33 protein-coding genes are annotated in these 26,729 nt (G+C 39.0%); 17 read left to right on the forward strand and 16 right to left on the reverse strand.

What is annotated here, in order from left to right; all coding sequences use genetic code 11:
* Nucleotides 1–109 precede the first annotated feature (109 nt).
* The 5 genes from AC0IWE_RS04540 to AC0IWE_RS04560 all read left to right on the forward strand — a co-directional run bounded on the left by AC0IWE_RS04540 (nt 110) and on the right by AC0IWE_RS04560 (nt 5,050).
* Nucleotides 110–790 carry a hypothetical protein gene (locus AC0IWE_RS04540; RefSeq protein ID WP_471792107.1) on the forward strand — a complete coding sequence of 227 codons (681 nt, stop codon included), beginning with the start codon at nt 110–112 and terminating at the stop codon, nt 788–790.
* A 19-nt stretch (nt 791–809) separates the two neighbouring features.
* A complete protein-coding gene (locus AC0IWE_RS04545; RefSeq protein ID WP_471792108.1) occupies nt 810–2,120 on the forward strand; it encodes a SusC/RagA family TonB-linked outer membrane protein in 1,311 nt (436 codons plus the stop codon).
* Between the two features lie 11 nt (nt 2,121–2,131).
* Complete coding sequence (locus tag AC0IWE_RS04550) at nt 2,132–3,763, forward strand: SusD/RagB family nutrient-binding outer membrane lipoprotein (protein ID WP_471792109.1); 1,632 nt, start codon at nt 2,132–2,134, stop codon at nt 3,761–3,763.
* 286 nt (nt 3,764–4,049) lie between these two features.
* Nucleotides 4,050–4,502 carry a GNAT family N-acetyltransferase gene (locus AC0IWE_RS04555; RefSeq protein WP_471792110.1) on the forward strand — a complete coding sequence of 151 codons (453 nt, stop codon included), beginning with the start codon at nt 4,050–4,052 and terminating at the stop codon, nt 4,500–4,502.
* A 71-nt stretch (nt 4,503–4,573) separates the two neighbouring features.
* On the forward strand, nt 4,574–5,050 hold the full coding sequence (locus AC0IWE_RS04560; protein WP_471792111.1) for an alpha-ketoglutarate-dependent dioxygenase AlkB: 477 nt from the start codon (nt 4,574–4,576) through the stop codon (nt 5,048–5,050).
* A gap of 348 nt (nt 5,051–5,398) precedes the next feature.
* On the opposite strand, the gene AC0IWE_RS04565 is transcribed toward AC0IWE_RS04560, so the two are convergent.
* Both AC0IWE_RS04565 and AC0IWE_RS04570 read right to left on the reverse strand, forming a co-directional pair.
* Nucleotides 5,399–5,623: a hypothetical protein gene (locus tag AC0IWE_RS04565; protein ID WP_471792112.1), complete on the reverse strand. Its 225-nt coding sequence runs from the start codon at nt 5,621–5,623 to the stop codon at nt 5,399–5,401.
* A gap of 69 nt (nt 5,624–5,692) precedes the next feature.
* A complete protein-coding gene (locus AC0IWE_RS04570; protein WP_471792113.1) occupies nt 5,693–6,079 on the reverse strand; it encodes an NADPH-dependent F420 reductase in 387 nt (128 codons plus the stop codon).
* A 110-nt stretch (nt 6,080–6,189) separates the two neighbouring features.
* On the opposite strand from AC0IWE_RS04570, the gene AC0IWE_RS04575 reads away from it, so the two are divergent.
* From AC0IWE_RS04575 to AC0IWE_RS04595, 5 genes are all read left to right on the forward strand, one after another.
* Nucleotides 6,190–6,576, forward strand: coding sequence for a winged helix-turn-helix transcriptional regulator (locus AC0IWE_RS04575; RefSeq protein WP_471792114.1), 387 nt, complete (start codon nt 6,190–6,192; stop codon nt 6,574–6,576).
* A gap of 332 nt (nt 6,577–6,908) precedes the next feature.
* On the forward strand, nt 6,909–7,346 hold the full coding sequence (locus AC0IWE_RS04580) for a MarR family winged helix-turn-helix transcriptional regulator (RefSeq protein WP_471792115.1): 438 nt from the start codon (nt 6,909–6,911) through the stop codon (nt 7,344–7,346).
* A 26-nt stretch (nt 7,347–7,372) separates the two neighbouring features.
* Entirely contained in the window at nt 7,373–7,660 is a 288-nt protein-coding gene (locus tag AC0IWE_RS04585; RefSeq protein WP_471792116.1) for a hypothetical protein, read from the forward strand.
* Nucleotides 7,661–7,674: 14 nt separating this feature from the next.
* A complete protein-coding gene (locus AC0IWE_RS04590) occupies nt 7,675–8,199 on the forward strand; it encodes a S41 family peptidase (protein ID WP_471792117.1) in 525 nt (174 codons plus the stop codon).
* Nucleotides 8,159–8,389, forward strand: coding sequence for a hypothetical protein (locus tag AC0IWE_RS04595; protein WP_471792118.1), 231 nt, complete (start codon nt 8,159–8,161; stop codon nt 8,387–8,389). Before AC0IWE_RS04590 ends, AC0IWE_RS04595 begins: the two co-directional genes overlap by 41 nt.
* Nucleotides 8,390–8,604: 215 nt before the next feature.
* On the opposite strand, the gene AC0IWE_RS04600 is transcribed toward AC0IWE_RS04595, so the two are convergent.
* From AC0IWE_RS04600 to AC0IWE_RS04615, 4 genes are read right to left on the reverse strand one after another with little or no spacing between them, the layout of a single operon-like run.
* A complete protein-coding gene (locus AC0IWE_RS04600) occupies nt 8,605–8,856 on the reverse strand; it encodes a DUF3253 domain-containing protein (protein WP_471792119.1) in 252 nt (83 codons plus the stop codon).
* A gap of 45 nt (nt 8,857–8,901) precedes the next feature.
* The gene (locus AC0IWE_RS04605) at nt 8,902–9,612 is read right to left on the reverse strand and encodes a DEAD/DEAH box helicase (RefSeq protein WP_471792403.1); all 711 of its coding nucleotides are present in this window, start codon (nt 9,610–9,612) and stop codon (nt 8,902–8,904) included.
* Nucleotides 9,608–10,162: a DEAD/DEAH box helicase gene (locus AC0IWE_RS04610; protein WP_471792120.1), complete on the reverse strand. Its 555-nt coding sequence runs from the start codon at nt 10,160–10,162 to the stop codon at nt 9,608–9,610. The genes AC0IWE_RS04605 and AC0IWE_RS04610 overlap by 5 nt, the downstream gene beginning before the upstream one ends.
* The gene (locus AC0IWE_RS04615) at nt 10,140–10,430 is read right to left on the reverse strand and encodes a DEAD/DEAH box helicase family protein (RefSeq protein WP_471792121.1); all 291 of its coding nucleotides are present in this window, start codon (nt 10,428–10,430) and stop codon (nt 10,140–10,142) included. The genes AC0IWE_RS04610 and AC0IWE_RS04615 overlap by 23 nt, the downstream gene beginning before the upstream one ends.
* A gap of 663 nt (nt 10,431–11,093) precedes the next feature.
* Between AC0IWE_RS04615 and AC0IWE_RS04620 the strand changes: the two genes are divergently transcribed.
* The 4 genes from AC0IWE_RS04620 to AC0IWE_RS04635 all read left to right on the forward strand — a co-directional run bounded on the left by AC0IWE_RS04620 (nt 11,094) and on the right by AC0IWE_RS04635 (nt 13,309).
* Entirely contained in the window at nt 11,094–11,705 is a 612-nt protein-coding gene (locus AC0IWE_RS04620) for a PAS domain-containing protein (RefSeq protein ID WP_471792122.1), read from the forward strand.
* Nucleotides 11,650–11,997, forward strand: a complete 348-nt coding sequence (locus AC0IWE_RS04625) for a PAS domain-containing protein (RefSeq protein WP_471792123.1) — start codon at nt 11,650–11,652, stop codon at nt 11,995–11,997. The genes AC0IWE_RS04620 and AC0IWE_RS04625 overlap by 56 nt, the downstream gene beginning before the upstream one ends.
* Nucleotides 11,994–12,611, forward strand: coding sequence for a sensor histidine kinase (locus AC0IWE_RS04630; RefSeq protein WP_471792124.1), 618 nt, complete (start codon nt 11,994–11,996; stop codon nt 12,609–12,611). The genes AC0IWE_RS04625 and AC0IWE_RS04630 overlap by 4 nt, the downstream gene beginning before the upstream one ends.
* Nucleotides 12,612–12,775: 164 nt before the next feature.
* Nucleotides 12,776–13,309 (forward strand): DUF421 domain-containing protein, encoded by a 534-nt coding sequence (locus AC0IWE_RS04635; protein WP_471792125.1) that lies wholly within the window; start codon nt 12,776–12,778, stop codon nt 13,307–13,309.
* 496 nt (nt 13,310–13,805) lie between these two features.
* On the opposite strand, the gene AC0IWE_RS04640 is transcribed toward AC0IWE_RS04635, so the two are convergent.
* From AC0IWE_RS04640 to AC0IWE_RS04660, 5 genes are all read right to left on the reverse strand, one after another.
* Complete coding sequence (locus AC0IWE_RS04640; protein WP_471792126.1) at nt 13,806–14,600, reverse strand: SDR family NAD(P)-dependent oxidoreductase; 795 nt, start codon at nt 14,598–14,600, stop codon at nt 13,806–13,808.
* A 118-nt stretch (nt 14,601–14,718) separates the two neighbouring features.
* Nucleotides 14,719–15,648 carry an alpha/beta fold hydrolase gene (locus AC0IWE_RS04645; protein WP_471792127.1) on the reverse strand — a complete coding sequence of 310 codons (930 nt, stop codon included), beginning with the start codon at nt 15,646–15,648 and terminating at the stop codon, nt 14,719–14,721.
* Nucleotides 15,649–15,671: 23 nt separating this feature from the next.
* Entirely contained in the window at nt 15,672–16,673 is a 1,002-nt protein-coding gene (locus AC0IWE_RS04650; protein WP_471792128.1) for an MBL fold metallo-hydrolase, read from the reverse strand.
* A gap of 30 nt (nt 16,674–16,703) precedes the next feature.
* Complete coding sequence (locus tag AC0IWE_RS04655) at nt 16,704–18,491, reverse strand: amidohydrolase (RefSeq protein WP_471792129.1); 1,788 nt, start codon at nt 18,489–18,491, stop codon at nt 16,704–16,706.
* 4 nt (nt 18,492–18,495) lie between these two features.
* Nucleotides 18,496–19,284 (reverse strand): alpha/beta hydrolase, encoded by a 789-nt coding sequence (locus AC0IWE_RS04660; protein ID WP_471792130.1) that lies wholly within the window; start codon nt 19,282–19,284, stop codon nt 18,496–18,498.
* 416 nt (nt 19,285–19,700) lie between these two features.
* On the opposite strand from AC0IWE_RS04660, the gene AC0IWE_RS04665 reads away from it, so the two are divergent.
* Nucleotides 19,701–20,906 carry an alginate export family protein gene (locus AC0IWE_RS04665; protein ID WP_471792131.1) on the forward strand — a complete coding sequence of 402 codons (1,206 nt, stop codon included), beginning with the start codon at nt 19,701–19,703 and terminating at the stop codon, nt 20,904–20,906.
* A 170-nt stretch (nt 20,907–21,076) separates the two neighbouring features.
* Here AC0IWE_RS04665 and AC0IWE_RS04670 read toward each other — a convergent pair whose 3' ends face one another.
* The 5 genes from AC0IWE_RS04670 to AC0IWE_RS04690 form a co-directional block, all read right to left on the reverse strand.
* Complete coding sequence (locus AC0IWE_RS04670) at nt 21,077–23,023, reverse strand: sigma 54-interacting transcriptional regulator (protein ID WP_471792132.1); 1,947 nt, start codon at nt 23,021–23,023, stop codon at nt 21,077–21,079.
* A gap of 322 nt (nt 23,024–23,345) precedes the next feature.
* Nucleotides 23,346–23,564, reverse strand: a complete 219-nt coding sequence (locus AC0IWE_RS04675; RefSeq protein ID WP_471792404.1) for an ATP-binding protein — start codon at nt 23,562–23,564, stop codon at nt 23,346–23,348.
* 65 nt (nt 23,565–23,629) lie between these two features.
* Nucleotides 23,630–24,643 (reverse strand): tetratricopeptide repeat protein, encoded by a 1,014-nt coding sequence (locus tag AC0IWE_RS04680; protein ID WP_471792133.1) that lies wholly within the window; start codon nt 24,641–24,643, stop codon nt 23,630–23,632.
* Entirely contained in the window at nt 24,631–25,134 is a 504-nt protein-coding gene (locus tag AC0IWE_RS04685) for a hypothetical protein (protein WP_471792134.1), read from the reverse strand. Before AC0IWE_RS04685 ends, AC0IWE_RS04680 begins: the two co-directional genes overlap by 13 nt.
* A gap of 22 nt (nt 25,135–25,156) precedes the next feature.
* Entirely contained in the window at nt 25,157–25,504 is a 348-nt protein-coding gene (locus AC0IWE_RS04690; protein ID WP_471792135.1) for a hypothetical protein, read from the reverse strand.
* A gap of 348 nt (nt 25,505–25,852) precedes the next feature.
* On the opposite strand from AC0IWE_RS04690, the gene AC0IWE_RS04695 reads away from it, so the two are divergent.
* Nucleotides 25,853–26,284, forward strand: coding sequence for a hypothetical protein (locus AC0IWE_RS04695; protein WP_471792136.1), 432 nt, complete (start codon nt 25,853–25,855; stop codon nt 26,282–26,284).
* 40 nt (nt 26,285–26,324) lie between these two features.
* A complete protein-coding gene (locus AC0IWE_RS04700; protein ID WP_471792137.1) occupies nt 26,325–26,711 on the forward strand; it encodes a helix-turn-helix domain-containing protein in 387 nt (128 codons plus the stop codon).
* The last annotated feature ends 18 nt before the right edge of the window (nt 26,712–26,729 follow it).

Consider the following 26,729-nt stretch of genomic DNA (forward strand, 5'->3'; position numbering starts at 1 on the left):
TTCTGATTATGATATCGATGATTTAAAAGATTACTATAAAGGCCCGCAGGGTGTACCTGGATTAACCCAGTATGCGCCAGAATATGGCCGCTTAAACAATGCCTGGTTTATGGCCAACGAATGGTTAAAGGGCAGACAAAAAACTGATATCTATGGGTCTTTAAAAGCAACCTACAAATTTAATAGCGATATCGATTTATCTTTAAGACAGTCGCTAAACACCTACGATCAAATAAATACCGAAGATGTACCTGCGTCTGCAAACTTAAACCTTTATTTGCCCTGGTATAGCTTTGGCTGGTATGGAGATTACAGAGAAGACCGCCGTAAGTTATTGGAAAACAATACTGATCTGATTTTAAATTATAGCCACAAGTTTGGTGATTGGGATATCAATGCCCTGGTGGGTGCAAACCAACGTTCTTTCACTTATGATTCGTCTTGGGGAACTACACAAGGGCTTTCTTTGCCGGGAGTTTATAATCTGAACAATTCATCTGCCAAACCATATATCTACAGTTTTTCTTCAAAAATGCAGGTGTATAGCGGCTTTTACTCATTCGATATTGGTTACAAAAACTATTTCAACATCAATACTACCAACCGGGTAGATAACCTGTCTACTTTACCCAAAGGTAGCAATACCTATTTCTATCCTTCAGTAGCCTTGAGTTCGGTGATTTCTGATTACACTAAACTTCCGAAATTCATCTCGTTTCTGAAAGTGAGAGGATCTTATGCCGATGTAAAGGGCGGATTAACTTCTACTACAATCGAGCTCATCATATAATGCGTTAACCTCTACCGCATTGGGAACAGGATGGAACAGCAGGCCTGTTACCGGATTGCCGGCTGCAGGTGGCTTGTTAGGTTATGGTACAGAAAATTACACCCCGTACAATGGACCAACTTATGTTAATGATTCACCGGTTGCATCAGGCACCTTCTATAATGGTACGCCTTCTATTACCTTATCAAATACAATTGCAAATCCCAATTTAAAGCCTTTCAACGTAGAATCTATAGAGGCGGGTTTTGATGTAAAATTTTTGGCAAATAGATTAGGTTTAAATGCTACTTATTTCACGACCACCAACGGACCGAATATTTTTCAGTTACCAGTTTCTACAGCTACAACATCTACCAACCGTATTATTAATGGGGTAACTACACTGAAAAAGGGGTTCGAAGTAGAATTGATGGGGACAGCGCTAAAAAGTGTCGACGGTTTAAACTGGGATATCAACCTAAACTATTCTACTTATAAGGAAACCTTAAAAGAAATCTATGGCAACGAACAGTTTTTGCAGCAGAATGGCCACAATTATGTGGTAGGCGATAGACTGGATGCTATCTATGGGACTAAATTTGTAAGAGACGACAAGGGGAACATCGTAAATTCTGCCGGTGGCCTACCGTTGCAATCGCCTGGAGGCATAGCCAACAATGGTTTTTTAGGTTATGCAAACCCGGATTTCTCTTTCGGCATCACAAACAGTTTCAGGTATAAGAATTTCTCGCTAAGCGTGCAGTTTGATGGCCGTATCGGAGGTAAAATTTACGATTTTGTATACTACAACACTTTAAACGGTGGTACTGGAATAGAAACCGCAACCGGTGATTTAGGTGCTGCCCGTTTGGCAGAATGGACAAGTACCGCAAACGGGACAAAAGCATTAACGCCATCTTATGTAGGCCCAGGAGTTAAAATCGTATCTGGAACACCGCATTTCACCAATGGGCAGATCGACAATTTAAAAGATCTGACCTTTGCGCCGAACGATTTCCCTGTATCTGTCCAAAGTTATATTTCCAGTGGTATTGGCGGTAATTTCGATGAGAATTATACCATCAGCCGCTCTTATGCCAAATTACGGGAAGCCTCTTTGGGATATAGTTTGCCAGCAAAAGTTTTAGCCCGTACGTTTATCAAAAAAGCAACTTTCTCATTGGTAGGCCGCAACCTGCTTTACTTTGCGGGGCGTAAAGACATTGATCTGGATCAGTTTGCTTCAGGTTACAATGCTTCTGACAGAACCCTTGTTGGAACTAAAGCAGGGAGTGACCTTTCAAGCCCAACAGTTCGCCGTTATGGCTTCAATATTAATTTAACTTTTTAATCTTTCCATTTATGAAATTCAAAAATATAGCACACGTCTTGTTAAGCATTAGTTGCTTAATGGCAATCGGTTGTCAAAAAGGAGAATTAGATACAAATCCTAATGTGGCGGGTGTTGACGGCATTATTCCAAGATCGCTTTTGCTTAACAACTTAACCTCTACTTTGATCCGTACCGATGAACAGCCCTGGGCATTATCGTCTGTAGGAGCACAATATAGTGTGTCCAACTATCAATACTATCGGTTTAAAAACAACTACAATTACGGTAATACCAGTGATAGTTACGATATCCTAAAATATGCTATAACTTTAGAGCAACAATCTGTTAAACAAGCTGGCGGCAGTAGCAATAATGTTTATTTTGCTCTTTCACAGTTTTTCAAAGCATATTCCGGCATCTGGTTAACACAAAGAGTTGGCGACATTCCTTTTTCACAGGCAGGAAACCTGAACAATTTAACGCCAGGTTACGACAGCCAGCACGATGTTTACAAAAGTGCGCTGGCTATGCTGGATAATGCCTCAACGGTAATGAAAAACCTGATTGCAGCAACACCCACTCTGGCTGCGCAAAAGGTTGATGCGGGTGGGGATATTTTTAATCTCACCTACTTACAGTGGCAAAAACTGATCAATACTTATACTTTGCGCGCCCTGATCAGCTTAAGCAAAAGGGCGCAGGATAATGGAGATCTACAAGTGCTACAGAAGTTTGCGGCTATCGTAAATAACCCAACGCAGTATCCGATCATGACGGGTAATGGCGACAACATGGTTTATGTGTACAATGCGGTAAACAGATATCCAATTTATACTTTGCTTTATAATTCTTACAATAACTTTTCCAATATCGGTAGCACCTATCTTTCAATAGGATCCCTAACAAAGGATCCGCGTATCCTGGTTACTTCCACCCCTGCCCCTGCACAGGTAACAGGCGGTAAGGCCGTGAGTGATTTTTCTGCCTACGTAGGTTCTGATATTAACCTTGCCCAATCTGTTCTGCTGAACAACTCTAACAACGGGATGTATTCATTTGCAAATTACAACCGTTATTACGTTTCTCAAACTGGAGCAAATGCCGAACCATTTATCTTTATCGGCTATCCAGAAATGTGTTTCAACATTGCTGAAGCCGTTAATAGAGGATGGGTAACAGGACAAACTGCCAGCAGCTGGTATTTGAAGGGAATCAATGCGTCATTGGCCAACTATGGTTTAACAGAAGGACAGGTTATCACTATCAATTTCCCAATTGGATCTACAGATGTAAAAATTAATCCGACTGGTTTAAAGCAAGGTTCCGCCTGGGGAACCGCCACTGTAAATATCTCTGAATTTTTAGCTAAAATAAATTATGCGGGAGATAATAACATAGGTTTAAATCAGATTTTAACTCAAAAATACATGGCCATGTTTAACAACTCTGGTTGGGAAGCTTTTTATAACTATCGCCGTACTGGAATACCGGCGTTGTTAAGCGGAGGTGCCGGAATTGGAACAGCCAACGGTGTACTGCCACGCAGATGGATGTACATGGCCACAGAATCAGCCTATAATACACAGAACTTTAAAAAGGCGATTGATACTCAGTTTGGCGGGTCTGATGATCCTTTAAAAGACACTTGGTTAACGAAATAAATCAAAATAGAAGAACAATATATTTCCATTTTTACCTTAAGAATAGGCGCTGTTACCAGTGCCTATTCTTTTGATCCGAGTTGTCGATGAAGCGGCACCCTTGGCCATCACTATTATATGTGTGACATTGAAAAGATCTCCGGCAAGTATGATCCAATGGTAGTTCAAACAACAGATGTCTGCAGTGCCCAAGGAATTTTCGGTACCCAATATTTTCCACCTGTCAAAACCTTTTTGAACTCACTCTGGTTTCCATTATTTCATATCACATCAATACAGATTTATAATGGGTGAAACAACACAGAAAATAGCATACACCTACCTCCTGGATCCCAATCTGGATACTGTTAACTGGCAAGAAGTACTTAGTTTGTTCCAAAAGGTAAACTGGAAGCACCGGATCGCAGAGGAAATCAGAAATGCATTTATAATCAGCACAACCACTATTTTCATTTATGACCGGGAGCGGCTCATCGCTTTTGGACGTGTAGTTGGAGATGGGAGGTATCATGCAATGCTGGCAGATATCATTGTAGATCCAGACTATCAGGGCCAGGGATTGGGAAAATACTTAGTAAATGCATTAAATGATCAACTAAAAAACTATCATTTTGTCAATCTTAGTGCTGCCCCAGGGGCCGATCGGTTTTATAAATCTCTTGGATGGAAAAAACAAACAACAGCCTATATTTGGCCACAAGGGCCAAAACAGCTTCGTCAGCATTGCGAACCAGACTAAACTACATTATTGCTAATAAAGGGAATTACAAATGCTTAGAACACAAACATGCAAAAAGTTGTTGTTCAAAGATGGAAACGAATGTACCCGGCCTATTTTTATACCACGACTTTATTGACGAAGCAAGAGAAAATCAATTAATGGCAGAAATTGACAGCCAGACCTGGACTATAGATTATACAAGGCGGTTGCAATATTACGGCTACCGCAACGAACTGGAGAAACCTTACAACCTGATCCCTTTCCCAATCGAAATCCCACCGCAGATTTATCAGTTATCGAAAGAAATTGTGCAACAAAAAATACTGCTCGAAGAGCCAGACCAGGTTATCATAAACGAATATGTTCCGGGAGAGGGCATAAAAGATCATAAAGACAGGGCTTATTACGAAAACCAGATCTGCGGGGTAAACCTTGGAAGCGGATGTATTATGCGGTTTATCAGAGGGAACAACCTTGAGGTTATCGATGTGGAGATACCCAGACGCTCCCTTTACCTTATGCAGGACGATGCGCGCAAAAAGTGGAGCCATGGCATACCACCCTGAAAAAAAGACCAGGTAAACGGTGCGATCAAACATAGGGAAAGAAGGGTGTCCATCACTTACCGAAAGGTTAAGCCCAAACTGGTGCACCCTATAAATCCTGATGGCAAAGTGGCGGAAATTCTACGGGAAAAGTTCAATATTGGATAGAAAGAAGCTATTGATACAAAAGTAGGCAATAATGAACATTTTTACTTCTTACCCCCTCCTTGTCCCCAATACCTGAACACATATTAAAATCATTCCTAGATATTTCGTTTTTGACCGCTTTTAAATTGAGTTTCCAAAGTTTTTTTAAAATAGATCTTTCCCAGGTCGTAATGGGAAGATATTTTCTATAATGGATTTGCCTTAAACAGACTTAGGATTTTTTTGAAACAATTCCCTGTTATATTTTACTACATCTGGATGATTTGGGTATGATGGTAAAGAAGAAAGATCAACGATAGCCTTATCTCTTAAAGAAGGTGCTTTTTCTTTTTCTCCATCAGAAAGCGCCTGTTTTAATTCTTCTGCATTGAGTTCGGTACAGTAAGCTGGTGTTCCTGGCTGATGTCTCCAGGATTCAGAAAGCACCCCGAGTCAACTGTATCATAACCGGCATCATTAATTAAGCCTGAAATTATTTTTTTGGCCGCTGTATCATCACCCGCAATAGCCATTGCGTATTCTATCTTTTGCACCGGGTCTTTTTCCTCCGTTAGCCAATGTTTCTGCCAGTAAATTATTGAAAGCCTTGATTACGGGCCTCCCCAACTGTTCAGATACCCAAACACTTTCCACTTTTCCGTTTCTAATCTCTTCAATATCTGAATCACGGAAAGGATAGTAATTTGATGTATCAACCACAATTACATGCGCTGGAATATTTTTAAATAAATCTTTGGGCAAAGTTGGAATTGCAACCGTTGGCACTGATATGATAATCACATCTACGTCTTTTACTACATCATTTAAAGTTGCACTTGCGACACCTAATTCTTCTGCACGGGCATTTAATTTTTCAGCATCACCCGAATTATTTACTTTCACCCGTGCCTAGCTGCTGTCATTTTTTTTGCAATTGTACCGCCTATTGCACCGGTACCGATAATTCCTATGTTCATAATTACATTTTTTTTAGAATTACTGCAACAAAATTAATGAAATATTACTTTCCTTTGTATAGTACTTTCCCAAAGGAAAGCAATTTTAAATTGTTTATGGCAAAGAAAAAAGTTTACTGCGAATGTCTCAATACGGTGAAACCAGTAAGGGATACGCTTGAAGTTATTAATGGAAAATGGAAATTACCAATCATCATTTCGGTGGGCGTAGGTAACAACCGATTTACCGACATCCAGGAAAGTATTCCTGGATTAACCCCAAAAGTATTGGCTAAGGAGCTCAAAGATCTTGAACAGCACAAACTAATTAAAAGGGTAATTGTTGAAGATTACCCCGTTAAAATTTCTTATCATCTCGAGCCTTATGCCGATACCTTAACACCTATTATTTACGCTATGAAAGATTGGGGGACTGAACCATAGAGAGAAGATTTTTAAGAAACAATAAAATTGATACTTATGATAGTTTCTTTCTCCTATACTATCCTACAAACTTATTCTTCACCACTTTTACAAAAATTAATATCGCTTCACAATGCTCAAAAAGGTTCGAATTTATGCGGATTGACTTTACTGATTAAAGCTTATCGAAAGATGCGCTTTTTATGGTTAGATCCATTTATAAGTTGTTAGCATTCGTATTAGTAAGACGCAAAGACGAGATGAGGATCAGTGCATAATCAAAAAACTCTTAAAAAAATCAGTTTATTAGTTTTTATTGATATATCAATTATATTTGTATCAACATAATTGATATGATAAACAAAAACCCAACAGCAACCGTACTTTATTTGATTGAACAAGCAATTAAGGAGTATCGAAAAATATCACAAAGGAATATCTCAAAAATTGTAAAAGATATTACAATAGATCAATGTCTAGTCTTAATAATCCTTAACAAGGATGACAAAATTTCTCAAAATGAATTGGCAAATCTTGTATTTAAGGATAATGCATCCATCACGAGAATGATAGAATTAATGGTCAAAAAAGATTATCTAAATAGAACCATTCATCAAGAAGATAGAAGGAAATTTAATCTTGAAATAACCGATAAAGGAAAAAAAACGCTCGAATTAATAAACCCAATTGCGAAACTAAATAGAGCAACGGCACTAAATGGTTTGTCGTTGGATGAGATTAATTCACTCGAAAACACATTAAATAAAATAATTACTAATTGTAAAGTCTAAGAAATGAAAAAAGTATTTAAAATCTATTGTTAATCTACGTTGCAATCTGCTTCAACTTAAAAGCGAACGCCCAGGATTTTACAGAACGTAATAAACAAATATCGGAAATAGCAGATAAAATTAATGAATATTACATTTTTGAAGATGTTGCAGATCAGCTTTCTAAAAAATTAAAATCAGAGATAGATCTTAAAACTTTTGACAATCTTTCTGATGCAGAATTTGCAAAATCTCTTTCAAAATATTTAACAAAAAACGGAAATGATTTGCATTTCAATGTATTATACCGTCCGGGTAAAGAAGCAAGAAAGTAATTAATGAAAAGGAATTGCTAAAAAAATACGATGCTATTAACAAACAATGGAATTATGGTTTTGATAAAGTGATGAGATTAGATGGAAACATTGGTTATATTGAATATACCGGATTTCCCGAAGGAAATAAATCTGCTGAACAAATTTTAGATGCTACAATGAATTTTGTTTCAAATACAAATGCTTTGATTATAGATTTAAGGAGCAATCGAGGCGGTGATGGCAAAATGGTAAGGCTATTTTTAAGTTATTTTTTTAATGAAAGAATTAAATTGAGTGAGATTTACACGAGGTATAATAATAAAACCGAAGAGAAGTACACATTAGAAAAAAGTAAATGGCAAAAAAAGTATTTAGAAAAACCTGTATACCTCATCGTAAACAGTAATACAATTTCTGCCGCTGAAGCATTAGCTTATAATTTACAGCAAAATAAAATTGCAAAGGTAATTGGAGATAAAACCTACGGAGCAGCAAATCCTGCAAAAGTATTTTTCATTGGCAAAAAATATCAGTTGTTCATCCCAATATCAGTTTGAAAAAAATGAGGTCACAAAAACGAATTGGGAGCATACAGGTATTAATGTTGATGAAAAGGTAAATTCTGAAAAAGCATTAATAAAAGCGCAAATTGTAGCACTTGAAAATCTGTTAAAATCGAACATAAAAACAGAATTAACGGAAAATGAAATTAAAGAAAAGATTTTGAAATTAGAAAAGCAATTGTAGGCAAATCATTTATTATTGGTAACTAGGGTTTGGCAAAATGGGGGCATAATTACTAAATTATCTCCAAAAGTCTAAAGTAACCAAAATCATGTGTGAAGATAAGCATCCCATCAATGAAAAACGGTGGCTGAAACGATGCAGTCAATATAAACTCCACAAATTAGAAAAATGGTACAACCGATTCGCCTGCTTGTTGTTTATCGTAAAACTTTAACTTAAGTGCTCTCGATCTTAATGCGAACAGGCCCCTTAATATGCCCCACATCAATAGGGATGCCTTTTTGTGTAATTACTATTTTTCCATGGTTTTGGAGATCGATAGCGATATTGAGCACTTCTTTCATATGTTTACGCCAGTCATCAGGAAAAAGCATCCGTGCGATTTCGGATGGACAGGTACTTTTTTCAACGCCACGTTGGGTAGCTACTGATAAGATTGTTTCTGATATGACTTTGAGCTGCTGCATATAACTGTAATGAAAATTTAACAGGTGCTTATTTCATCAGAAAGGTCATACTGCTGTAAGCATCATTGCCCTTCTGGACATGATTTTTTCAATCAATACCGTAAGCCGGTTCCTATAATCCTCACCCAGCCATTTCACATAATTTTTTGTTACTGTGCCCAAGCATTTTACATATTGTTTTATTCTCCAATTAATCTCTTTATCCAGCTCCGAAGATAGTTCAAGTGCCTGGCTCACCGTATCTGAATTATCTGCACACATCATCGCATGTTGCCGTATTGAATCCCTAAGAACCGTTTTTGCTTTTTCACCCTTTTCAAGAATAAGCTGGTAGGCAGCGAGTACATCAAATGCGATACCGGCACTATTAGGAAATTTGCTCCTCATTTCCGCGGGCATCTGATGAATGTCTTCTGCCGCTTTGTTCAAAACCTGGTGATAAATTTCTGGATTTTCAAAAATATGTTTCCAGTCTAAAGGTGCATCCCAATCTCCAAACCGCTCGGTATTGTTACCCAGATCGATAATATTGAATGTTTTTTTTCCCGGCAAGCGCCTCGCCCCTCTGCCTATCATCTGGTGGTAAAGCGTAATGGAGGTTGTTGCCCGGTTTAAAATCACCGACTGAACCGTTGGCTCATCAAAACCAGTTGTCAAAATCGATACTGAGGTTAGAATGGCTCCTTTCGTTTTTTTAAACCACTTTAAAATTTCTTCACGTTCAGAAACATCAGTTTTATTGTCGAGGTGCCTAATGGCATAACCTGCGCTTAGTAAAAACTTCTAACACTTTACGGGAGGTAAAGATTCCGTTGTTAAAAATCAATGTTTTTTTACCTATAGCATGTTCCCTGTAAGCATGGAGCAAAAGCTCTAGCATAGCTGGAGAGGCATAAAGCTCATCAGAACTGGCCACTGTAAAATCTCCGTGCAAGCCCCTTGTTAACGTATTGAGCTCTACATCATAACCATAGGTTTTTGGTTTTGCCAAAAAGCCCTGTTCAATAAGCGCACCAATAGGTTCACCTACAATGAGTTCATCATAATACCTATGCATAGGGAGATTCGCATCCGCCGAAAAAGGCGTAGCTGTTACCCCGATAATGGATGCGTTGGGGAATTTTCCAAGCAGTTTATGAAATGAATTATGATGTGCTTCATCCACAATAACAAGGCCCACATTTTCCGTATCAATCAATCCATCGTGTATACGGTTCTTTAGCGTTTCAACCATACCTACATAGCAGGCATAACTGTCTTTTTTAGCCACCCTCTTAACAGCACTATTTACCACCTTGTTTTGCACGCCAGAAGTTTTTAATGCCTGCGCATGTCTGCCGGCACAATTCACGTCTATGGGTAAGTACAATAACTTTTCTGCCGTACTTTTGAATATACCTGTCTGCTATCTGCGAGAAAATAACCGTTTTACCACCGCCAGTGGCCAATTGATATAGCAAACGACTTTTATTACTACCGCTTAGTTTTTCGAAGAGGGTTTCAATATCATTTTCCTGATAATGGTATAGTTTTTTTACTGGCCGTACTGTGGTGGATAGGGATGAAATTTGCATAATCCTACAACCATACCAAGGTTAGGAAAGTTTTATGGATTTTTACCGAAAATATAGAATCATCAGAAATAAAAATGCTTTCGTCGTTTATTATAACGGAGATGGGAGCTATTAGAATTACTAAAGAAGCATAGAAGAATATTTTTAGTTGAATGATCTTGGGTGTTTCGGTTAAGCAACCGTGGTTTCTATTATTGGTTGAATCATCCAAAGGAAAACGAAAATCACCATCTAAAATCTTTAACAGCTTCAGATTGCTAATTCTAAAATGTATGGCAAATTGAAAAATTAGAATTTACCGTGTTTTTACCCGAAAAAACACACAATACATGGTTAAGGCAGCAAGAATGGTTCAGCCATAACTTCTCCATCGGAACGCTTCAGCCACTTGTCAGGCGGTATTTTTATTATGGTCAAATATCCCACAACATGCAAACAAATGATTATCTGCTATTTAAGTTAGAAAACACCCACAGTTATCTCCATTTTGTTTTGATCTGCCAAATAAGTGGTTTGCCTTTTATTTCTTACTGATTAGTTAACATATTTCCCTGCGTCAGTGTTCAGCTCGAGTTATTTTTTACTTCTGTTTAAAATCCATTGCCGCCTACCCTTTTCCACAATGGTAATTATATTCCTATCTTGTGTAAAATTGATCTGTAGATGAACGAAACTAAACAGGTAATAGATAAATTCAGGGCCTACCAAGAACATGAAACTGAGCTAAAACTAGATCATGCAGAACTCCGCAAACTGATCAGCTTACTTCAGCGTGCAGATGAAAAAAGTGCAGTCCTGAGTTCAATTGTGGCATCATCAGATGATGCGATTATCAGTAAGGACCTTAACGGAATTGTTACCAGCTGGAACAATTCTGCACAGCGGATTTTCGGCTATAGTACAAAAGAAATAATCGGAACACCGATTTTAAGGCTGATTCCACCTGAAAGGCAAGACGAGGAACAGATGATCCTTACACAGTTAAAAAATGGAATCCGGATTGACCATTTTGAGACCCAAAGGCTCGGCAAAGATGGATCCCTGATTGATGTTTCGCTTACGATTTCTCCTATATACGATGCTTCTGGTATCGTTATCGGGATATCGAAAATCGCGCGGGATCTAACCTTTAACAGGAAAGCCGAAGTAGACGCCCGCAGGCTTATCGCAATCATTGAATCCTCAGATGATGCAATTGTAAGCAAAGGACCTGAACGGTGTGGTTACAAGCTGGAACGCTTCAGCAGAACGTATTTTCGGATACAATGCCGGTGAGATGATCGGCGAATCTATTCTAAAGATCATCCCTCCGGAACGCCTAGAAGAAGAGCCTAAAATATTGGCCCAGTTGCGTAAAGGGATCCGTGTAGATCATTTTGAAACCCAACGGTTGAAAAAAGACGGCGCCCTTGTTAGTGTGTCGCTTACAATATCACCAATCAAAAACAGTGCTGGGGAAGTGATAGGGGTATCCAAAATTGCAAGAGATATCACCGACAAAAAACTGGCAGAAAAGAAAAAGAAGAGTTCGTGGGTTTTGTTAGTCATGAGCTTAAAACACCTTTGACCTCATTAAAATCTTACATCCAGATTGCACAGGCAAAAATAGAAAATCCTGATTTCCTTCGAAAAGCCCTGGATAAAGCAGCAGAGCAGAGCAAAAAAATGGAAAGCATGATTAGTAGTTTCCTTCACATTTCGAGGTTAGAGGGCGGGCATATCCATATTGAAAAATCACCGTTCGACCTACCGGCGCTAATCTCCGATATAATGGAAGACGCAGCCATAGCAAGTCCTAAGCATCATTTTTTCTACCATGGTGAAACAACGCTTACGGCATTTGCTGACCGGGAGAAAATTTCGATGATATTGACCAATTTGGTCAGCAATGCACAGAAGTATAGCCCTAGTGGAGGAGACATCACTATATCATGCCTGACGGCAAATAAGAAAATCCGTGTAAGTGTTTGCGATCAGGGGATAGGAATTTCGCCAGCGGATCAAAAGAATTTGTTCAAAAAATTCCATCGGATTGAAAGCGAACACACCAGGCTCATTCCTGGATTTGGCATAGGTTTATACCTGGTATCTACTATTATTGAACTCCACGGTTCTTCAATTACCCTTGAAAGCGAACCTGGAAAGGGATCAACATTCATTTTTGAACTTGAAGAAGCCTAAATGAACAACGGATTAAAGAAAACTGTATGAAGGATATTTTTTGCCATAGTATTTGTGCTGCGAGTAAAACTTTTCTACCTATCTTTTATCATGCAACATTAGAGGCATAATCATATTAAATATTTTAGTTTACTTTAGCCACATTTATAGTCAAAACTCAAATCATGCAGGATATAGATTGGACCAAGATTATGGTTGGAGAGGAAAAATGGGGATTTCTTGTTGAGATAGCCATCCGCACCATACTGATGTATTTTATCATCCTTATCGGGCTTAGGCTTCTGGGTAAGCGAGGGGTTAGACAATTGTCGGTATTTGAAATGGTGGTGATCATTAGCCTTGGATCCGCAGCAGGTGATCCAATGTTTTACAAAGAAATCGGGCTAATGGTACCTGTAGCGATTTTTGCAATTATTGTTAGCGCCTATAGGCTAACCACTTATTTAATGGCAAAAAGCAAGGGCTTTGATGATCTGGTTGAAGGAAAAGCTACATATTTTATAGAAGAAGGTATGTTTTCAGTCAACGAATTTCGTAAAGAAACCCTGGCTCAGGACGAATTTTTCTCAGAGCTCCGACAGCAGGGCGTATCCCATTTGGGGCAGGTGAAAACCGCAATATTAGAAACTTCGGGCTGCGTAAGCATATTCTTTTTTCCCGACAGTGAGGTGAAGCCGGGGTTACCCTATTTTGCCTAAGGCATTTAACACGGCATCAACTATAATAACTCAGGATGGGAAATATGCCTGTAGCTTTTGTGGAAAAGTAGAAACGATTAGTAAAGGCCAAGAAACCGATTGCAAAAACTGTAAACACAACGAATGGGTGATGGCAGACCACCAGCCACGGATACAATAATTTTTAAAACAGTTTGGTGGAGTTAACCTATGTTTATTTGGTATCAAACTCACCTATGATTTTTAATATTTAATCATTTCTCTATTTTTAAATAAGAATTGTACTCAAAAAAATAAAATTCAGTATTTGGTCCTAGAAAGCTGGTAAATAACATAAGAAACTGATTCACAATTACATAAACCAATAAATTCACCTCCTTTCGGCTTCACATAAAAAGGAATGGATAGAAAATCATTCCTTTTTTTATTTAATTACTGAATGTCAATAAATTAAATCACTTCAATATCAAGTGATTAAACGGTAATTATCAAATACCTTACAATAAACATTAACTAGCTAAATTATTCCTTTTAATAATCCTCCCTCTGCACGGATGGTTGCGCCATTTGTGGCCGATGATAATGGGCTTGCCAGATAGGTAACCATGTTTGCAATTTCCTCAACACTTAGAAAACGCTGGATAATGGAGGTTGGCCTGGTTGTTATAAAAAAATCTGCTTCTACCTGTTTTGTCGTTTTATTTTGCGCTTTGGCCAGGTTTTCAATGAAACCACCAACACCTTCTGAAAGGGTTGGACCAGGCAACACCGCATTTACGGTAACCGCCGTACCTTTGGTTAATTCTGCGAGGCCTCTGCTAATTGCAAGTTGTGCGGTTTTTGTCATTCCGTAATGAATCATTTCTTCAGGAATCTGTATTGCAGACTCGCTGGAAATAAAAATGATCCTCCCCCATCCTTTTTTTAGCATTTTATCAAAGTATGCGCGTGATAAACGAATTCCGGTCATTACGTTAATTTCATAAAAACGCAGCCAATCTTCATCGGTAATATCTGCAAAAGCTTTGGGTTCAAAAATAGCTACATTATTGATGAGGATGTCGATATGCTGTAACTGTGCAATTAAATTATTAACAGCGTTAATGTCGCCGAAATCAGCAGCGATACCACTCACAAGTTCATTTCCACTTTCGTTTTTAATTTTGGCTACAGCCTGGGCAACCCGCTCTTCGGTGCGTCCGTTAACAATTACTTCAGCACCTTCTTTTGCCAACTGAAGTGCCGTTGCAAAACCAATTCCGGCTGTAGACCCGGTAATTAACGCTTTTTTATTTTTTAATTGTAATTCCATAAACAATGTAAGTGATGATTTGGTTGTAAAACCTTAATTCAAAGGGTTTTATAGGTTTTATAATTTAATAATAAATGCCCAAAAAATTGATTTGGAACACTTATTTTTTATAAACTAATTAACGCAGCAAAAATGAAAGCAAATCCTTTTTTACCTGAGGCGTATTTTCCTGTACTATCCAATGCCCTGAATCTTTAATTATGGATTCGGTAACCTGGTTTGCTACAAGCCGAACATGGGTAGCTAAGAAAGGTGCAGCAAAATGATCGGAACCCATGGCCAGTACTGGCATGGAGAGTTTGGTTTTAGCTAATTCCAAATTGTCTTTTGCATCCTGATTAAAGGCTCCAAACCAATGGAAAGCACCTGTTGTTGCGCCATAAACTGAATAGGCCCGAATAAACTCGGCAGTTTCAGCTGCGCTAAATGCATTCTTTTTAAAACCAACTGTTGGCCAAAAATCTGTAAAAAACAAACCCACTTTACCAGAAACGAGTTTACCAGAATTTGGTTGTGCAAAAAAACCGAACCACCATGCCTGAGATTTCACTTGCGACCAAACAGGCTCTATACCCGGCAACAATGCATCAAGGAGAGCCAGTTTTTTTACTTCTTTCGGAAACTGGGCAGCATAAGCATATCCAACCATCAGGCCAATATCATGCCCAACAACATTTACGTTTTTATAGCCAAGTTTAATCATTAGCTCGTGCATATCTTTAGCCATATTCTTTTTATCGTAACCTGCAGCCGTTTTTCCTGATTCGCCAACACCGCGCATATCTGGAGCAATTACGGTAAAGTGTTTGGAAAGTTCGGGCAAGAGTCTGTTCCACATAAACCAGTTTTGACCGAAACCATGGATAAGCAGCAATGGTTCGCCTTTTCCACCAATAACATAATGGAGTTTTACGCCATTTACGCTGGCATATTGATGCTTAAAATTAGCAGGAGGATTCGCCGGCACAACTGCGGCATACAAGTTTAGTGAAAGTGCTGTAAAAAGCAGCATGAGCATTGCGCTGTTTAAATTAGAAATAGTTTTCATGTTTGTTTAGAATTTATGGTTGATTATTTTTTTTTGATGTCTTTATAGGCATTGGGCAGGTTAAAATTGTAATGCAGCCAGTTAAAAAGTACATAGCCTTTATCGTACGCTTTCATTGTTACTTCTTTTTTGGTTTGCTCAAGTGTGAGTCCTTTTTTTACGGCGGCTGTTACTTCCTTTTGAAGCTCGTTTACATAATCAATGGTAAATTTAATACCAGCCTTATTGGTGATGCGGCCATGCCCGGGAATAATGATGGCATCATCAGGTAAAAAATCGTAAACTTTATTTAAATTGACGCTGGGCTCAAGAAAAACGCCATCAAACAACCAGGGAATTGCCGGGCTTTCTGCAATAAATGGATTACCAGCCCAGAAAATTTTTTGATTGGGCATCCAAACAAATAGATCAGCCATCGATTGGGCAGGCGAAATATTAAGCAATTGCACAATTTTTCCTTCACCCATATCCACCTCAAGCTTCCCTCCTTTCGGAATGGTGATATCTGCCGGACGGTATTCGCTGTCTTCAATGCCCCTGCCAGCTCCAAACAAGCCAACCATAAAAGATTTTATCCCCGGATAGTTTTTAGATAAGTTTTCTTTGGCAAAATCGTTTTGGATGATAACCGTCTTTTTATCAAGTAGGTAATTGCTAAAACAATGGTCGCCGTGATCACTCGTATTCACCGCATAAATGATGGGTTTATCGGTTACAGAGCGTATAAGTTTGAGTTGCTGCTCAAAAAGCCCCCTGGTCATCATCACTTCAATTAACAATACGCCCTTATCGCCTATTACAAAACCACCGGTGGTTGCCTGCGGAATCCCTTTACTGGTTTCTGTTTTTGCTGTTGTGGGGATTATGGCATAAATATCATTATCCAATTTTTCGAGGCCAAGGGTTACCTTGTTGGCATCCCATATAGGTACTATTGGGGGCTGGGGCATTTGTGCAAATACGCTAAAGCTTAATGCAAGTAACCACAGAAAGGTACATGCAGATCCTAAAAAAATATTTTTCATATTGAATTGATTTACAATTGTTTAACTAATTTATTTTTGATAACCACCGAAGTATTTTACAGGCGACCAGGCAGGAATAACCGGATCAATAGGTGGGCAGTCTTTTTTAAATGGCCCTGAAGCGTATACAACCTTGCCATTAACCACTGTTAACAAAGCGGTGATTTTTTTCATTTGATCTGGATTTGAAGAGAAATAATCATCTGAGAGCATTACCATATCAGCATACATGCCTTTAACAAGTTTACCTTTTAAGTGTTGTTCGCCCGAAAACCAGGCACTTCCTGAGGTATATAATTTTAGTGCGGTAAATTTATCCAGTACCTGATTTTTAGGCCAAAACTGCATACCGCCGATGGTTTTACCCGTAATTAACCAATGCAGTGCCATCCATGGATTGTAGGTAGAAATTCTTGGTGCATCGGTACCCATCCCTACCGGGATACCCAGTGCCAGCATCTTTTTAATTGGTGGCAGCTGCGTTTTGGGCTGCCCATACATTTTTTGATACAACTCTCCCTGGTAATACATCCTAAACTGAACTGCTATACCTCCTCCCAATGCTTTAACCCTTATAAGTTCATCGTCACTTATGGTTTCTGCATGATCAAAAAACCACCGCAAACCATTAAAAGGCGTATCGCGGTTAACTTTTTCAAAAACCGTTAACATGCGTGCAATAGATTCGCCATAGGTTGCATGGAGGCGAAAGGGCCATCGGTTTTTAACAAGCAATCTGATAATCGGTTCCAGGTCTTTTTCCATTTCAGGAGATAGCTCGATTCGGGGTTCCAAAAAATTTTCAAAATCTGCTCCGGAAGCAATCAGGTTCTCGCCGGCACCTTCCATTGCATAACCATTGGCCATTAATAGGTGGTCGTTTTTGTTTGGATGTGTCTGGCCTATCCATTTTTCATAGTCAGTAAATTCCTGCCCTTTTTGCTGTGCAAATAAATAATATGCGGTGCGTACCGTGAGTTGTCCAGCCTTTGCAAGCGCGAGAGAGGCCTGGTAATCGGCATCATAGTTTTGGGCACCACCCGCCGCATCTATTACACTGGTAATTCCGAACCGGTTTAATTCTCTGTAAAAGTGTGCCGAGCTATTAATCCGCTCCTGGTCATTTAGTTTCCCGGTAAGGGCGAGTGTTTTGTAAATTGCCATTGGGGTTTCTTTGGCGTAGAAGGCATGCCTGGTGGGTGTTCCGCTTTGGTCGAGTTCAACCAGGCTTCCGGGGTAGATGGTGTTCTTATCATAACCGAGTAATTCTATCCCTTTCTTGTTCACAAAAGCCTTCCCATACAGGTAAGTAATCAATACAGGCTTATCAGGCACAGCAGTATTAATTTCGTCGATGGTGGGCTGACGCTTTTCTTCAAACTGAAACTCATTCCAGCCGCCTACAACTTTAATCCACGCACCTTCAGGAGTTCTTGCGGCCTGCTCTTTAAGCATTTCCATTGCTCTTTTAAGTGTTTTTACCCCATCCCAGCGAAGTTCCATGTTAAAATTTAGTCCTTCCCTGATCGCATGGATATGTGAATCGTTTATTCCCGGAATGATTGTTTTACCCGCAGCATTATAAAGTTTAGAACCACTGGTTTTATAAGCTTTAAGGATATTGGCATTAGTGCCTGTAGCCAGAATAATCCCTTTTTTTACCGCTATGGCCTGCTTAAATTCACCAGTTTTGGCCATGGTGGTAATTTTTGCATTGTAAATAATCAGATCTGCTTTTTCCTGACCATAGCTTTTTAAGCTATAAGATAACAAGAGCAGAAAGAAAAAAATGCGGTTTATTTTACTAATTGTTTTCATCGTTTTAAGATTTAAGATTTGATAGCCAACCGGAAATATAATCTGCAATTTCTTTCCACCCGGGCTGGCCGAGTACAAAATGGTTTCTGCCTGGAAATTCTTTGTATGCTGTTATCGAACTTTGGTGCGTGTACTTTTGGTAGTTGGTATAATTGAGCGAGGCTGGAATAAACCGATCTTCACTGCCCGAAATAAAAAGCAAAGGCTGGTGCGGGTTGGCGAAATCAATTTTGGCAGCTGTGGTGGTTGCATCCCTGATCAGCAGCTTGGATTCTGGAGCGAGATAGCTGTAATAAGCCTCTTTTTGGGCGTCATAATCCATACCATTGGTAAAGGCATATTGCCAGGCTGAAAACGACATCAGGTAACTTTTATTGGGATTTGTAAAAAAGCCAAGTGCTTTCCACCCGGCCTTATAAAAACTATATTTAAATGTAAAAACACCCTGGGGTTGCAGCGAATGGATGGCAATTGCGGCACTGGCCTGACCCTTTTGAAGTAATAGCTGGGCAATCAGGCCACCCATTGAATGGCCGATAAGGATTGGCATTTCATCCAATTGAGCAATAATTTGCGAAAAGTATTCGGTAAGGCTTGCCAAACGCTGGCTAGCTATTTGAGCATCAGGCTGTCGCTGGCGCAATGTGCATGCAGGTGCATCTTTATGGGGCCATGCAGGGGCCAACACCTTAAATTCCATTTGCAGAAAATATTCCGTCCATTCTTTCCAGCAATCATTGGTTACAAAAGCACCTGTGATAAATACAATTGTGTTCGAGGGAGCATTCTTCATCTTGTTACGGTTTTTGGTTACAGCCTGATGAAAGGCAAAAGCCTGGCCTAAATATTAAAAAACTGATTAACAGGTATTTAAAAAATAAACGAACCTATTTATTAGCGCTATTTCGTTGTACTTTAAGCTTGCGGCAACGATATAGCGTTACCAGAATGATTTAGCGTAGTTAAAAACATTGGAAGGAATGGCTGATAAAATGACAAAAAAAGCTCATCTCAATTAAATTTTATTGAGCTACAGGGCTATAAGCTCCTGATAGAATACAGCACGTACAAAACAGCGCTATTTCGTAAAATATTTTACTGAACATCGAAATGTAGCGGTTCAATTAACCTTGGAAATTGAAAATAATGGTTCCAGGCCATTAATGCTTATCGGGCATGAGTTTGGTTATTGGGTAGGAAAATAAGATCGTGAAATATATACTCTCCCTGTTTATTATTTGTGTTTGCTACTCAGCAAAAGCACAAGAAAATGCTTTCAAATCATCAAGGTTTGATGAGAACTATGCAATCGGAGTTTCGGATTCTGCTAAAAACTGGTACGATAAGCTAAAGTTTAGTCCGTTAAATAAAGATAAATCCACCTATTTAAGTTTTGGTGGTGAGGTGAGGTACCAATATTTTAAGTTTAAAAACCAGGATTGGGGCGAAGCTCCGGTAGATAAAGACGGATTTATTTTAAGCAGGCTGTTAGGTCATTTGGATTTCCATGCAGGCAAACACTGGCGGGCATTTGTGCAATTACAAAGCAGTATGGCCAGCGGCGAGGTAGAAACACCTTCACCTGTTGACCAAAATCCGTTGGAAATGCACCAGGGTTTTATCGATTTCTCATCAACGACAAATAAGGATGCATTGGTTTTTAGATTTGGCCGCCAGGAATTATCTTACGGTTCTCAACGATTGATTGCCGTTCGTGAAGCTCCTAATAACAGGCAATCTTTTGATGCAGTAAAGGGAATGTTTTCTGCCAAAGATGTTAAACTTGATGCATTTTACGGTTATTATGTAAACGCCAAACCAGAAATTTTTGATGATGTTTTTAACAGGGGCACCAAACTTTGGGGAGCTTACGCCGTTATAAACAAGGTTCCTCTCCTTGGAAATCTGGATGTATATTATCTTGGCATCGATAAAAATGCTGCAACCTTTAATGAGGGCAAAGGAAAAGAGAAGCGTCATTCGATAGGTGGCAGGCTTTGGCGCAGTTCCTCCCCCTTTCAGTATGATATTGAAAGCTTATATCAGTTTGGAAAATTTAATGGCAACGAGATTGCTGCATGGACATTATCGGCCAACCTCTCCTATTCATTTAACAACACCTATGCAAAGCCAAAGCTGGGATTGAAAACTGAAATTATAAGCGGAGACAAGAAAAAAGGTGATGGAAAACTCAATACTTTTAACCCTTTGTTTCCAAAAGGTGCGTACTTTGGGCTGGCGGCATTAATAGGTCCTTATAATCTTATTGATGCACACCCCTATTTAGAGTTATCCTTAAATAAAAAAATGGCCTTCGCCATCGATTACGATCTTTTTTACCGCATGAGTAGAGAAGACGGGCTTTATGCGGTAAAACGGGCGGCTAATTTATCCATCTTCTGCCGGAACTTCTAAAAAAATTGGTGGTCAGCTGGGAGCCGAATTCAGTTTTACGGTTAGTAAATACTTTTCTTTACGGCAAGAACTGACCTGGTTTATGGCAGGTGATTTTCTTAAAGAAGCCGGGCCTGGAAAAAATATCCTGATGACGGGCAGTACGGCAACGTTAAAATTTTAGCAAGTGTTTAAAATCCATAATCTTTTCGGATACCAAGTTTTTTCATTTTCGAATTCAGCGTGGTGGGCGGAAGGTCAAGCAACCGGGCAGCACCATCTTCTCCCCATATTTTTCCATTGCATTTTTTTAGCGCAGAAAGAATATGTGTACGTTCTCCATCCTGCATGGTGCCGATTCCAAGGCTAGCGGGTACAAAACGTTCCCCCGATCCTGTTGAAGTGGGCAATACCATTGTACTGATGATTTCTTCCCTGGTTAAGAGCACATTTCTTTCGATTAAATTCTCCAGTTCGCGAATGTTTCCGGGCCATTGGTATTGCTCCATTAGGCTAATCACAGCCGGAGCAATTGCTGTAACTGTTTTACCGGTTTTTCTGGCATATATTTTAAGAAAGTGGGTAGCAAGGGCTGCAATATCTTCTTTACGCTCACGAAGTGCTGGCATAAGGATAGGAAATACATTAATCCGGTAATAAAGATCCAGCCTGAAACGGCCTTCGGCAACCTCAATATCCAATTTACGGTTAGTGGCGGCTATTACCCTAACATTTATTTTAATCGGACCACGCCCACCAATACGCTCAATTTCTTTTTCCTGTAGCACACGCAAAAGCTTCGACTGCGACTCAAGCGGTAATTCGCCAATTTCATCCAAAAATATGGTTCCGGTATGGGCTTGCTCAAACTTTCCGATTTTACGCTCATGCGCTCCGGTAAAAGCACCTTTTTCATGACCAAAAAGTTCTGAATCTATAAGGGTTGCAGGCAGCACCGCACAATTAATGCGAATAAACGGCTTGTCTTTCCGGCTCGATAATGCGTGGATCCGTTCAGCTATTTTCTCCTTTCCTGTTCCACTTTCTCCATGGATAAGAACAGCAGAATCTGCACCTGCTACTTGAGTTACCTGATCGAATACGCTCAAAAGCAAATGGCTGCGCCCTATAATTCCCTGGAATAAATTATCCTTATCTTTAATTTCGACAGGTTGGTAAGGTGTAAACCCCGCTGTATGATCTACTATAGGGCTACCAGACTGGTAAAACATGCCATTTAAAAAACCCGACAGAATATGCATAATCTGATTACAGACCAATAAATGTTCGCCCTGGTAGGCATCTGCCCTCCTGCTGTAAAAATTAAAATAACATGTTTTTTTATTGGCCAGGATGATCGGCAGTGACAGATGGGATTTTAAATGATATTTTTTTACCAAAACCTTTTTTAATGATGGCACTGAAAGTTGCTGTTGCAATTCATCTTCATCATACCAGGTGGCCAGTATGTCGGCCCTGTCTTTTGCTTTTAATTGTGCAAGTTCATGTAGCTTGCAATTGGTAATTACCATCAGTTCGTGTACAGTGATGACCTGATAATCATCAAAACCGATCCTGGAAAAACTCAGTTCGTAAAAATCATCTGCATCTTCCTGCCGAAGGCCGATCGATAAAAATTCGAAAGGGATATAGGGCTGCAAATACTTCGCAATTGCAAGCAGTTTATTCACCCAGCTTTCTTCAGAAACCAAAATCTGTGCTGCTTTTTTCTGTAGCGATGCATGTTGTGTTGCAGATTGTTGAAGCTGCTGCTGATGGCGATAATAAGCAATATCAATAGCAATCAGTACATCTTTTTCGCGAAATGGCTTAACTACAAACCCATATGGATTGGTAATTTTTGCATCTTGTAATACTTTTTGGTTTGAATTTGCAGATATGTAAACGAATGGTAAGCCATCTTCACTTAAACGATGGGCTAGGTCGATTCCTGTTAATTTGCCTTTTAAATAAATATCGAGTAAAATTAAATCCGGCTGGTGCTGCTCAATCATATCAAGGGCTTCCGGAACACTATCCGCCAATCCGCAAACCTGGTAGCCTGCAGATTGCAGGAAATTGCTTAAAACATCGGCAATTACAAATTCATCCTCTACGATAAGTATTTTTTTACTCATGAGCTAAACGTTATTGATGATATGAAGATACACATTATGGTTGTAAGGGCAATAACAAGAATTATTCCGTTAAAATTAACGCTTCATTAATTTGATTTCTGAATTTGAGGTTGGTATGGCAACAATCTCTTAGTTTTAAAACAACGAATTAACGTTGTGCCGCAACGAAATATCGTTGGCTCAATGTAAACGGGCCTGGCACTTAAAATTTATGATCAGGGTTAATCCATCCTGATTTTCTACCTCAAGTTTGCCGTTTAACTGTTTGCTTAAACCTCTTATCAGGTTAAAACCCATCGAATGGATTTCAGCCGGCTCCAGATCATTCGGGCAAACCCCTGCCATCATCCGAAGTTTGCAGGCAAAATGTTTCTTCGCCGGTTTGTTTGAGTTGGATATCAATACGGCCACCTGGCTTTGCCTTAAAAGCATATTTAATGGCATTAGTAATGGCTTCGTTAAGAATTAAACCTAATGGAACTGCGGTTGCGATGTCGAAATCGATTTCATCAACCTGTTTATCAAAAAGAAATCTGGCTATCCAAACCGAAACTTTCCTGCAAGTAACCTATCATCTCGGCAATATAATCAACCATGTTTACCGATTTAAAAATCTTCGCTCTGATAGAGCTTCTGGTGAATCAGTGCGATAGAATGCATGCGTTGTTCACTATTCTGAATTGCATCCAATGCTTCTTTGTTATTGATAAAAGATGATTGGCGCTGGAGTAAACCCATCACAATCTGCAGGTTATTTTTAACGCGGTGGTGCACCTCTTTAATCAACCATTCTTTCTCTGCTAAAAGTGTGTCTTTCTCCTCCAAAAGCGTATTTAAAGAAGCATTTTTAAGGTCAATTTCCTTGGTCTTTTTCTGGTTGATCCGGTACGAATTGTATAAAAGTACAATGATAATTAACAGTAAACCAATGGCTATAAGGGTGAGGTTACGTGTACTGTTGGCCTGTTTAATTTTTTCATTCTGCAACAAACTATCTTTTTTCAGCGAACTGATGTCGCTCTCACGTTGTTCGGTTGCATACTTTATTTGTAGCTCTTCTATCTGCCTGCTTTTTGTTTCATTAAAAATTGAATCATTTATGGATTTATACCTTTGATAGTTTGTTATAGCCTCTTTCATATGCCCCTGGGCAGAATCTATTTTGAATATTGCCAGATAAACATCCTTATTTATGGATAAAGTTTTTTGCGCATTAACCTCACCAGCGATTAAAAGGCGGGCCTGGGCGAATTTCTTTTGACGGATGTAAAACTGGGCTACATCAAGCTTTGAAAGGGTTAACAATTCTTCGTCCATATCGGCCGGGGCGAGCCTTAACATCTCTTTGAAATAGTATTCTGCAAGGTCGTAACGCTTAAGGGCATCATAACAATAAGCTTTAATTTGTGCAATAATTGCCTCTTGTTCTGAATTTGCAGGAGGATTTCTTTTAATCAATCCATGAAAATAATGCAAACCTTCCTTGGTTCGGCCAAGTTTGATAAGCCCCTGGATCATAAAACCTGCTGTTCTCAAAATTAAACGGCGATCAAGGGAAAGTTTTTCCCTAACTTCAATCGTTTTACGGTACCATGCTACGCTGGGTTCTACCTGTCCCAATTCCTGATAAATCTGACCGAATTCGCCATACAGCTCAGAAGCTTTCGCAGGGGCGATTTTCCCTGTGTTTTATTAATCCAGTGCATCCCATCCAGTGTGCGCTCCAATGCTTTATCGAGGTTACCTCTGTAGCGGCATATCATTGCGGAGTGGATATAGAGCATATCTAGTTTGGTGTTCTTTTTTGATTTAAATTCGGTAATTAATGCAGAACAGATGTTATCGGCCTTAACAATGTCGCCCGTACCAAAAACCAGCACCACAATGTTGTAACCTGCATTTATGGCTAAATCATTTTGTCCAAGCTTCCTACGTAAATTTAATACCTGTTCAAATCCTTTAATAGCCCTTGCCCGGTCGATTTGTGCCAAACACTTATACATTAAATGAAGTGCCTCTGCTTCCCTGTTTTGATTGCCATTGTGGTGGTAAAAAGAAATTACTTCATGGATCATTCGCATGCCTTGCGTGGTATCGCCTTTTCGCATCATCACCTCTCCAAGTTTTAACACACTAGGGTATCCTACCGAAGGTAGAATCAATGCGTAATTTTATACCTAAATTTTTCGCCTTATTATAAGCCATGTAGGCACTATCAAGGTTTTTAACTGCCATGCGGTTTTGGCCAAAGGCAATCATATAAAAATTTCCCTTGGCATGCAGAAGACGGAGCCTTGCAGTATCGCTTTGCACATTCTGTAATGCGGCATTTATTGTATTTATGGCAACCCTATTTTGCCCCGATGATTGTGCAAAGCCGCTAAAATAACAGCAGATTATTAGAAAACCAAAGCATAACATTTTAACCATATTGAAGATTTTTTGGTCGCAGATTAAGGCTGAGCGTAGTGGCTTTGACATATATTATACCACATAACTTAGGGCGTGGTTGGATTAATTTAGTTAATGTTTGGTTTTATGTAAATATAGCTAATCAACGCTTATTTTTTTCTGGAGAATGCAGCGTATTATCAAGATGCGAACCATATTATTAAGTTTAGCGTTTTTAACCACAGATGGACACAGATAAACACGGATTTTTATATCTGTGTGCATCCTTTTTATCTGTGGTTAAATTAAATTTCCCCGTAACTAGCACTTAACTAATAAAGAGAACAACTTTAACACGCTCAAAAATTTGCTACATTTGACTATACGGTAAGCAACAATTATTATACACTTAAAAGCTATTTACTTCGAAAATATTTAATGGTTACAGACTATAGAAAAATTGATTTATTTGGCCAGACATTCATTCAAAAAGTTGACCTGAAACCGCCTTTTGAATTTTCTTTTCCCGTTGCAGACCGGGCCTGCTTCTTATATATACTAAAAGGTACTACAAGATTTCAGTTTGATGAAAGCCATCTCAATATTCCTACAAACCATGCGCTGCTGCTCAACTGTATAAATTCTGGTAAACAGATAAGCGATGCCAATAAAAGTGACGGCGAAATTGTAATTGTAACTTTCCATCCGGAGATATTAAAAAAAATTTACCAAAGGGAACTTCCTTTAATATTTCAGCAGAGTCAAAAAATCACCAATCAAACCAGCAGAATAATCAATAATGATTTTTTGATTCAGAAATATATTGAGGGTCTTTTGTTTTATTTTGAGAACCCGTGCTCTAGCAAATGAGGAAATTTTAATCTTAAAGCTGAAGGAAATTATTTTATTGTTGTCGCAAACTCGTGAAGCCGAAACCATACAGGTCATTTTATCCCAACTTTTTTCGCCTATAACTTATACATTTAAGCAAATTATAGAAGCTAACTTATTTTCGCAGGTTGGTGTTGTGGAACTGGCAGAGCAAACCAATTTGAGTGTATCTTCCTTTAAAAGGGAATTTAAAAAACTATATAATGACTCTCCCGCTAATTATATAAAGAACAAGCGATTGGAAAAGGCGGCCGAACTGCTTCTGGTTTCTGAAGAACGAATTACTGATATCGCTTTTAATTGCGGTTTTAATGAGCTGTCTAACTTCACCAAAAGTTTTCATGATAAATATGGGATTTCGCCAACAGGCTTTCGGTTGAAAAATACAACTGTTAAGGTTCTATAATTGCGGCTCTGAACCAAA

Source organism: Pedobacter sp. AC402 (assembly GCF_979252805.1).

Coding starts and splice junctions, on each gene's coding strand:
- AC0IWE_RS04540 (WP_471792107.1), top strand. CDS start 110: ATGGCCAACGAATGGTTAAAGGGCAGACAAAAAACTGATATCTATGGG.
- AC0IWE_RS04550 (WP_471792109.1), top strand. CDS start 2,132: ATGAAATTCAAAAATATAGCACACGTCTTGTTAAGCATTAGTTGCTTA.
- AC0IWE_RS04555 (WP_471792110.1), top strand. CDS start 4,050: ATGGGTGAAACAACACAGAAAATAGCATACACCTACCTCCTGGATCCC.
- AC0IWE_RS04560 (WP_471792111.1), top strand. CDS start 4,574: ATGGAAACGAATGTACCCGGCCTATTTTTATACCACGACTTTATTGAC.
- AC0IWE_RS04575 (WP_471792114.1), top strand. CDS start 6,190: ATGAAATATTACTTTCCTTTGTATAGTACTTTCCCAAAGGAAAGCAAT.
- AC0IWE_RS04580 (WP_471792115.1), top strand. CDS start 6,909: ATGATAAACAAAAACCCAACAGCAACCGTACTTTATTTGATTGAACAA.
- AC0IWE_RS04600 (WP_471792119.1), bottom strand. CDS start 8,856: ATGCAGCAGCTCAAAGTCATATCAGAAACAATCTTATCAGTAGCTACC.
- AC0IWE_RS04615 (WP_471792121.1), bottom strand. CDS start 10,430: ATGCAAATTTCATCCCTATCCACCACAGTACGGCCAGTAAAAAAACTA.
- AC0IWE_RS04620 (WP_471792122.1), top strand. CDS start 11,094: ATGAACGAAACTAAACAGGTAATAGATAAATTCAGGGCCTACCAAGAA.
- AC0IWE_RS04635 (WP_471792125.1), top strand. CDS start 12,776: ATGCAGGATATAGATTGGACCAAGATTATGGTTGGAGAGGAAAAATGG.
- AC0IWE_RS04640 (WP_471792126.1), bottom strand. CDS start 14,600: ATGGAATTACAATTAAAAAATAAAAAAGCGTTAATTACCGGGTCTACA.
- AC0IWE_RS04645 (WP_471792127.1), bottom strand. CDS start 15,648: ATGAAAACTATTTCTAATTTAAACAGCGCAATGCTCATGCTGCTTTTT.
- AC0IWE_RS04650 (WP_471792128.1), bottom strand. CDS start 16,673: ATGAAAAATATTTTTTTAGGATCTGCATGTACCTTTCTGTGGTTACTT.
- AC0IWE_RS04655 (WP_471792129.1), bottom strand. CDS start 18,491: ATGAAAACAATTAGTAAAATAAACCGCATTTTTTTCTTTCTGCTCTTG.
- AC0IWE_RS04660 (WP_471792130.1), bottom strand. CDS start 19,284: ATGAAGAATGCTCCCTCGAACACAATTGTATTTATCACAGGTGCTTTT.
- AC0IWE_RS04670 (WP_471792132.1), bottom strand. CDS start 23,023: ATGAGTAAAAAAATACTTATCGTAGAGGATGAATTTGTAATTGCCGAT.
- AC0IWE_RS04685 (WP_471792134.1), bottom strand. CDS start 25,134: ATGATGCGAAAAGGCGATACCACGCAAGGCATGCGAATGATCCATGAA.
- AC0IWE_RS04690 (WP_471792135.1), bottom strand. CDS start 25,504: ATGTCAAAGCCACTACGCTCAGCCTTAATCTGCGACCAAAAAATCTTC.
- AC0IWE_RS04695 (WP_471792136.1), top strand. CDS start 25,853: ATGGTTACAGACTATAGAAAAATTGATTTATTTGGCCAGACATTCATT.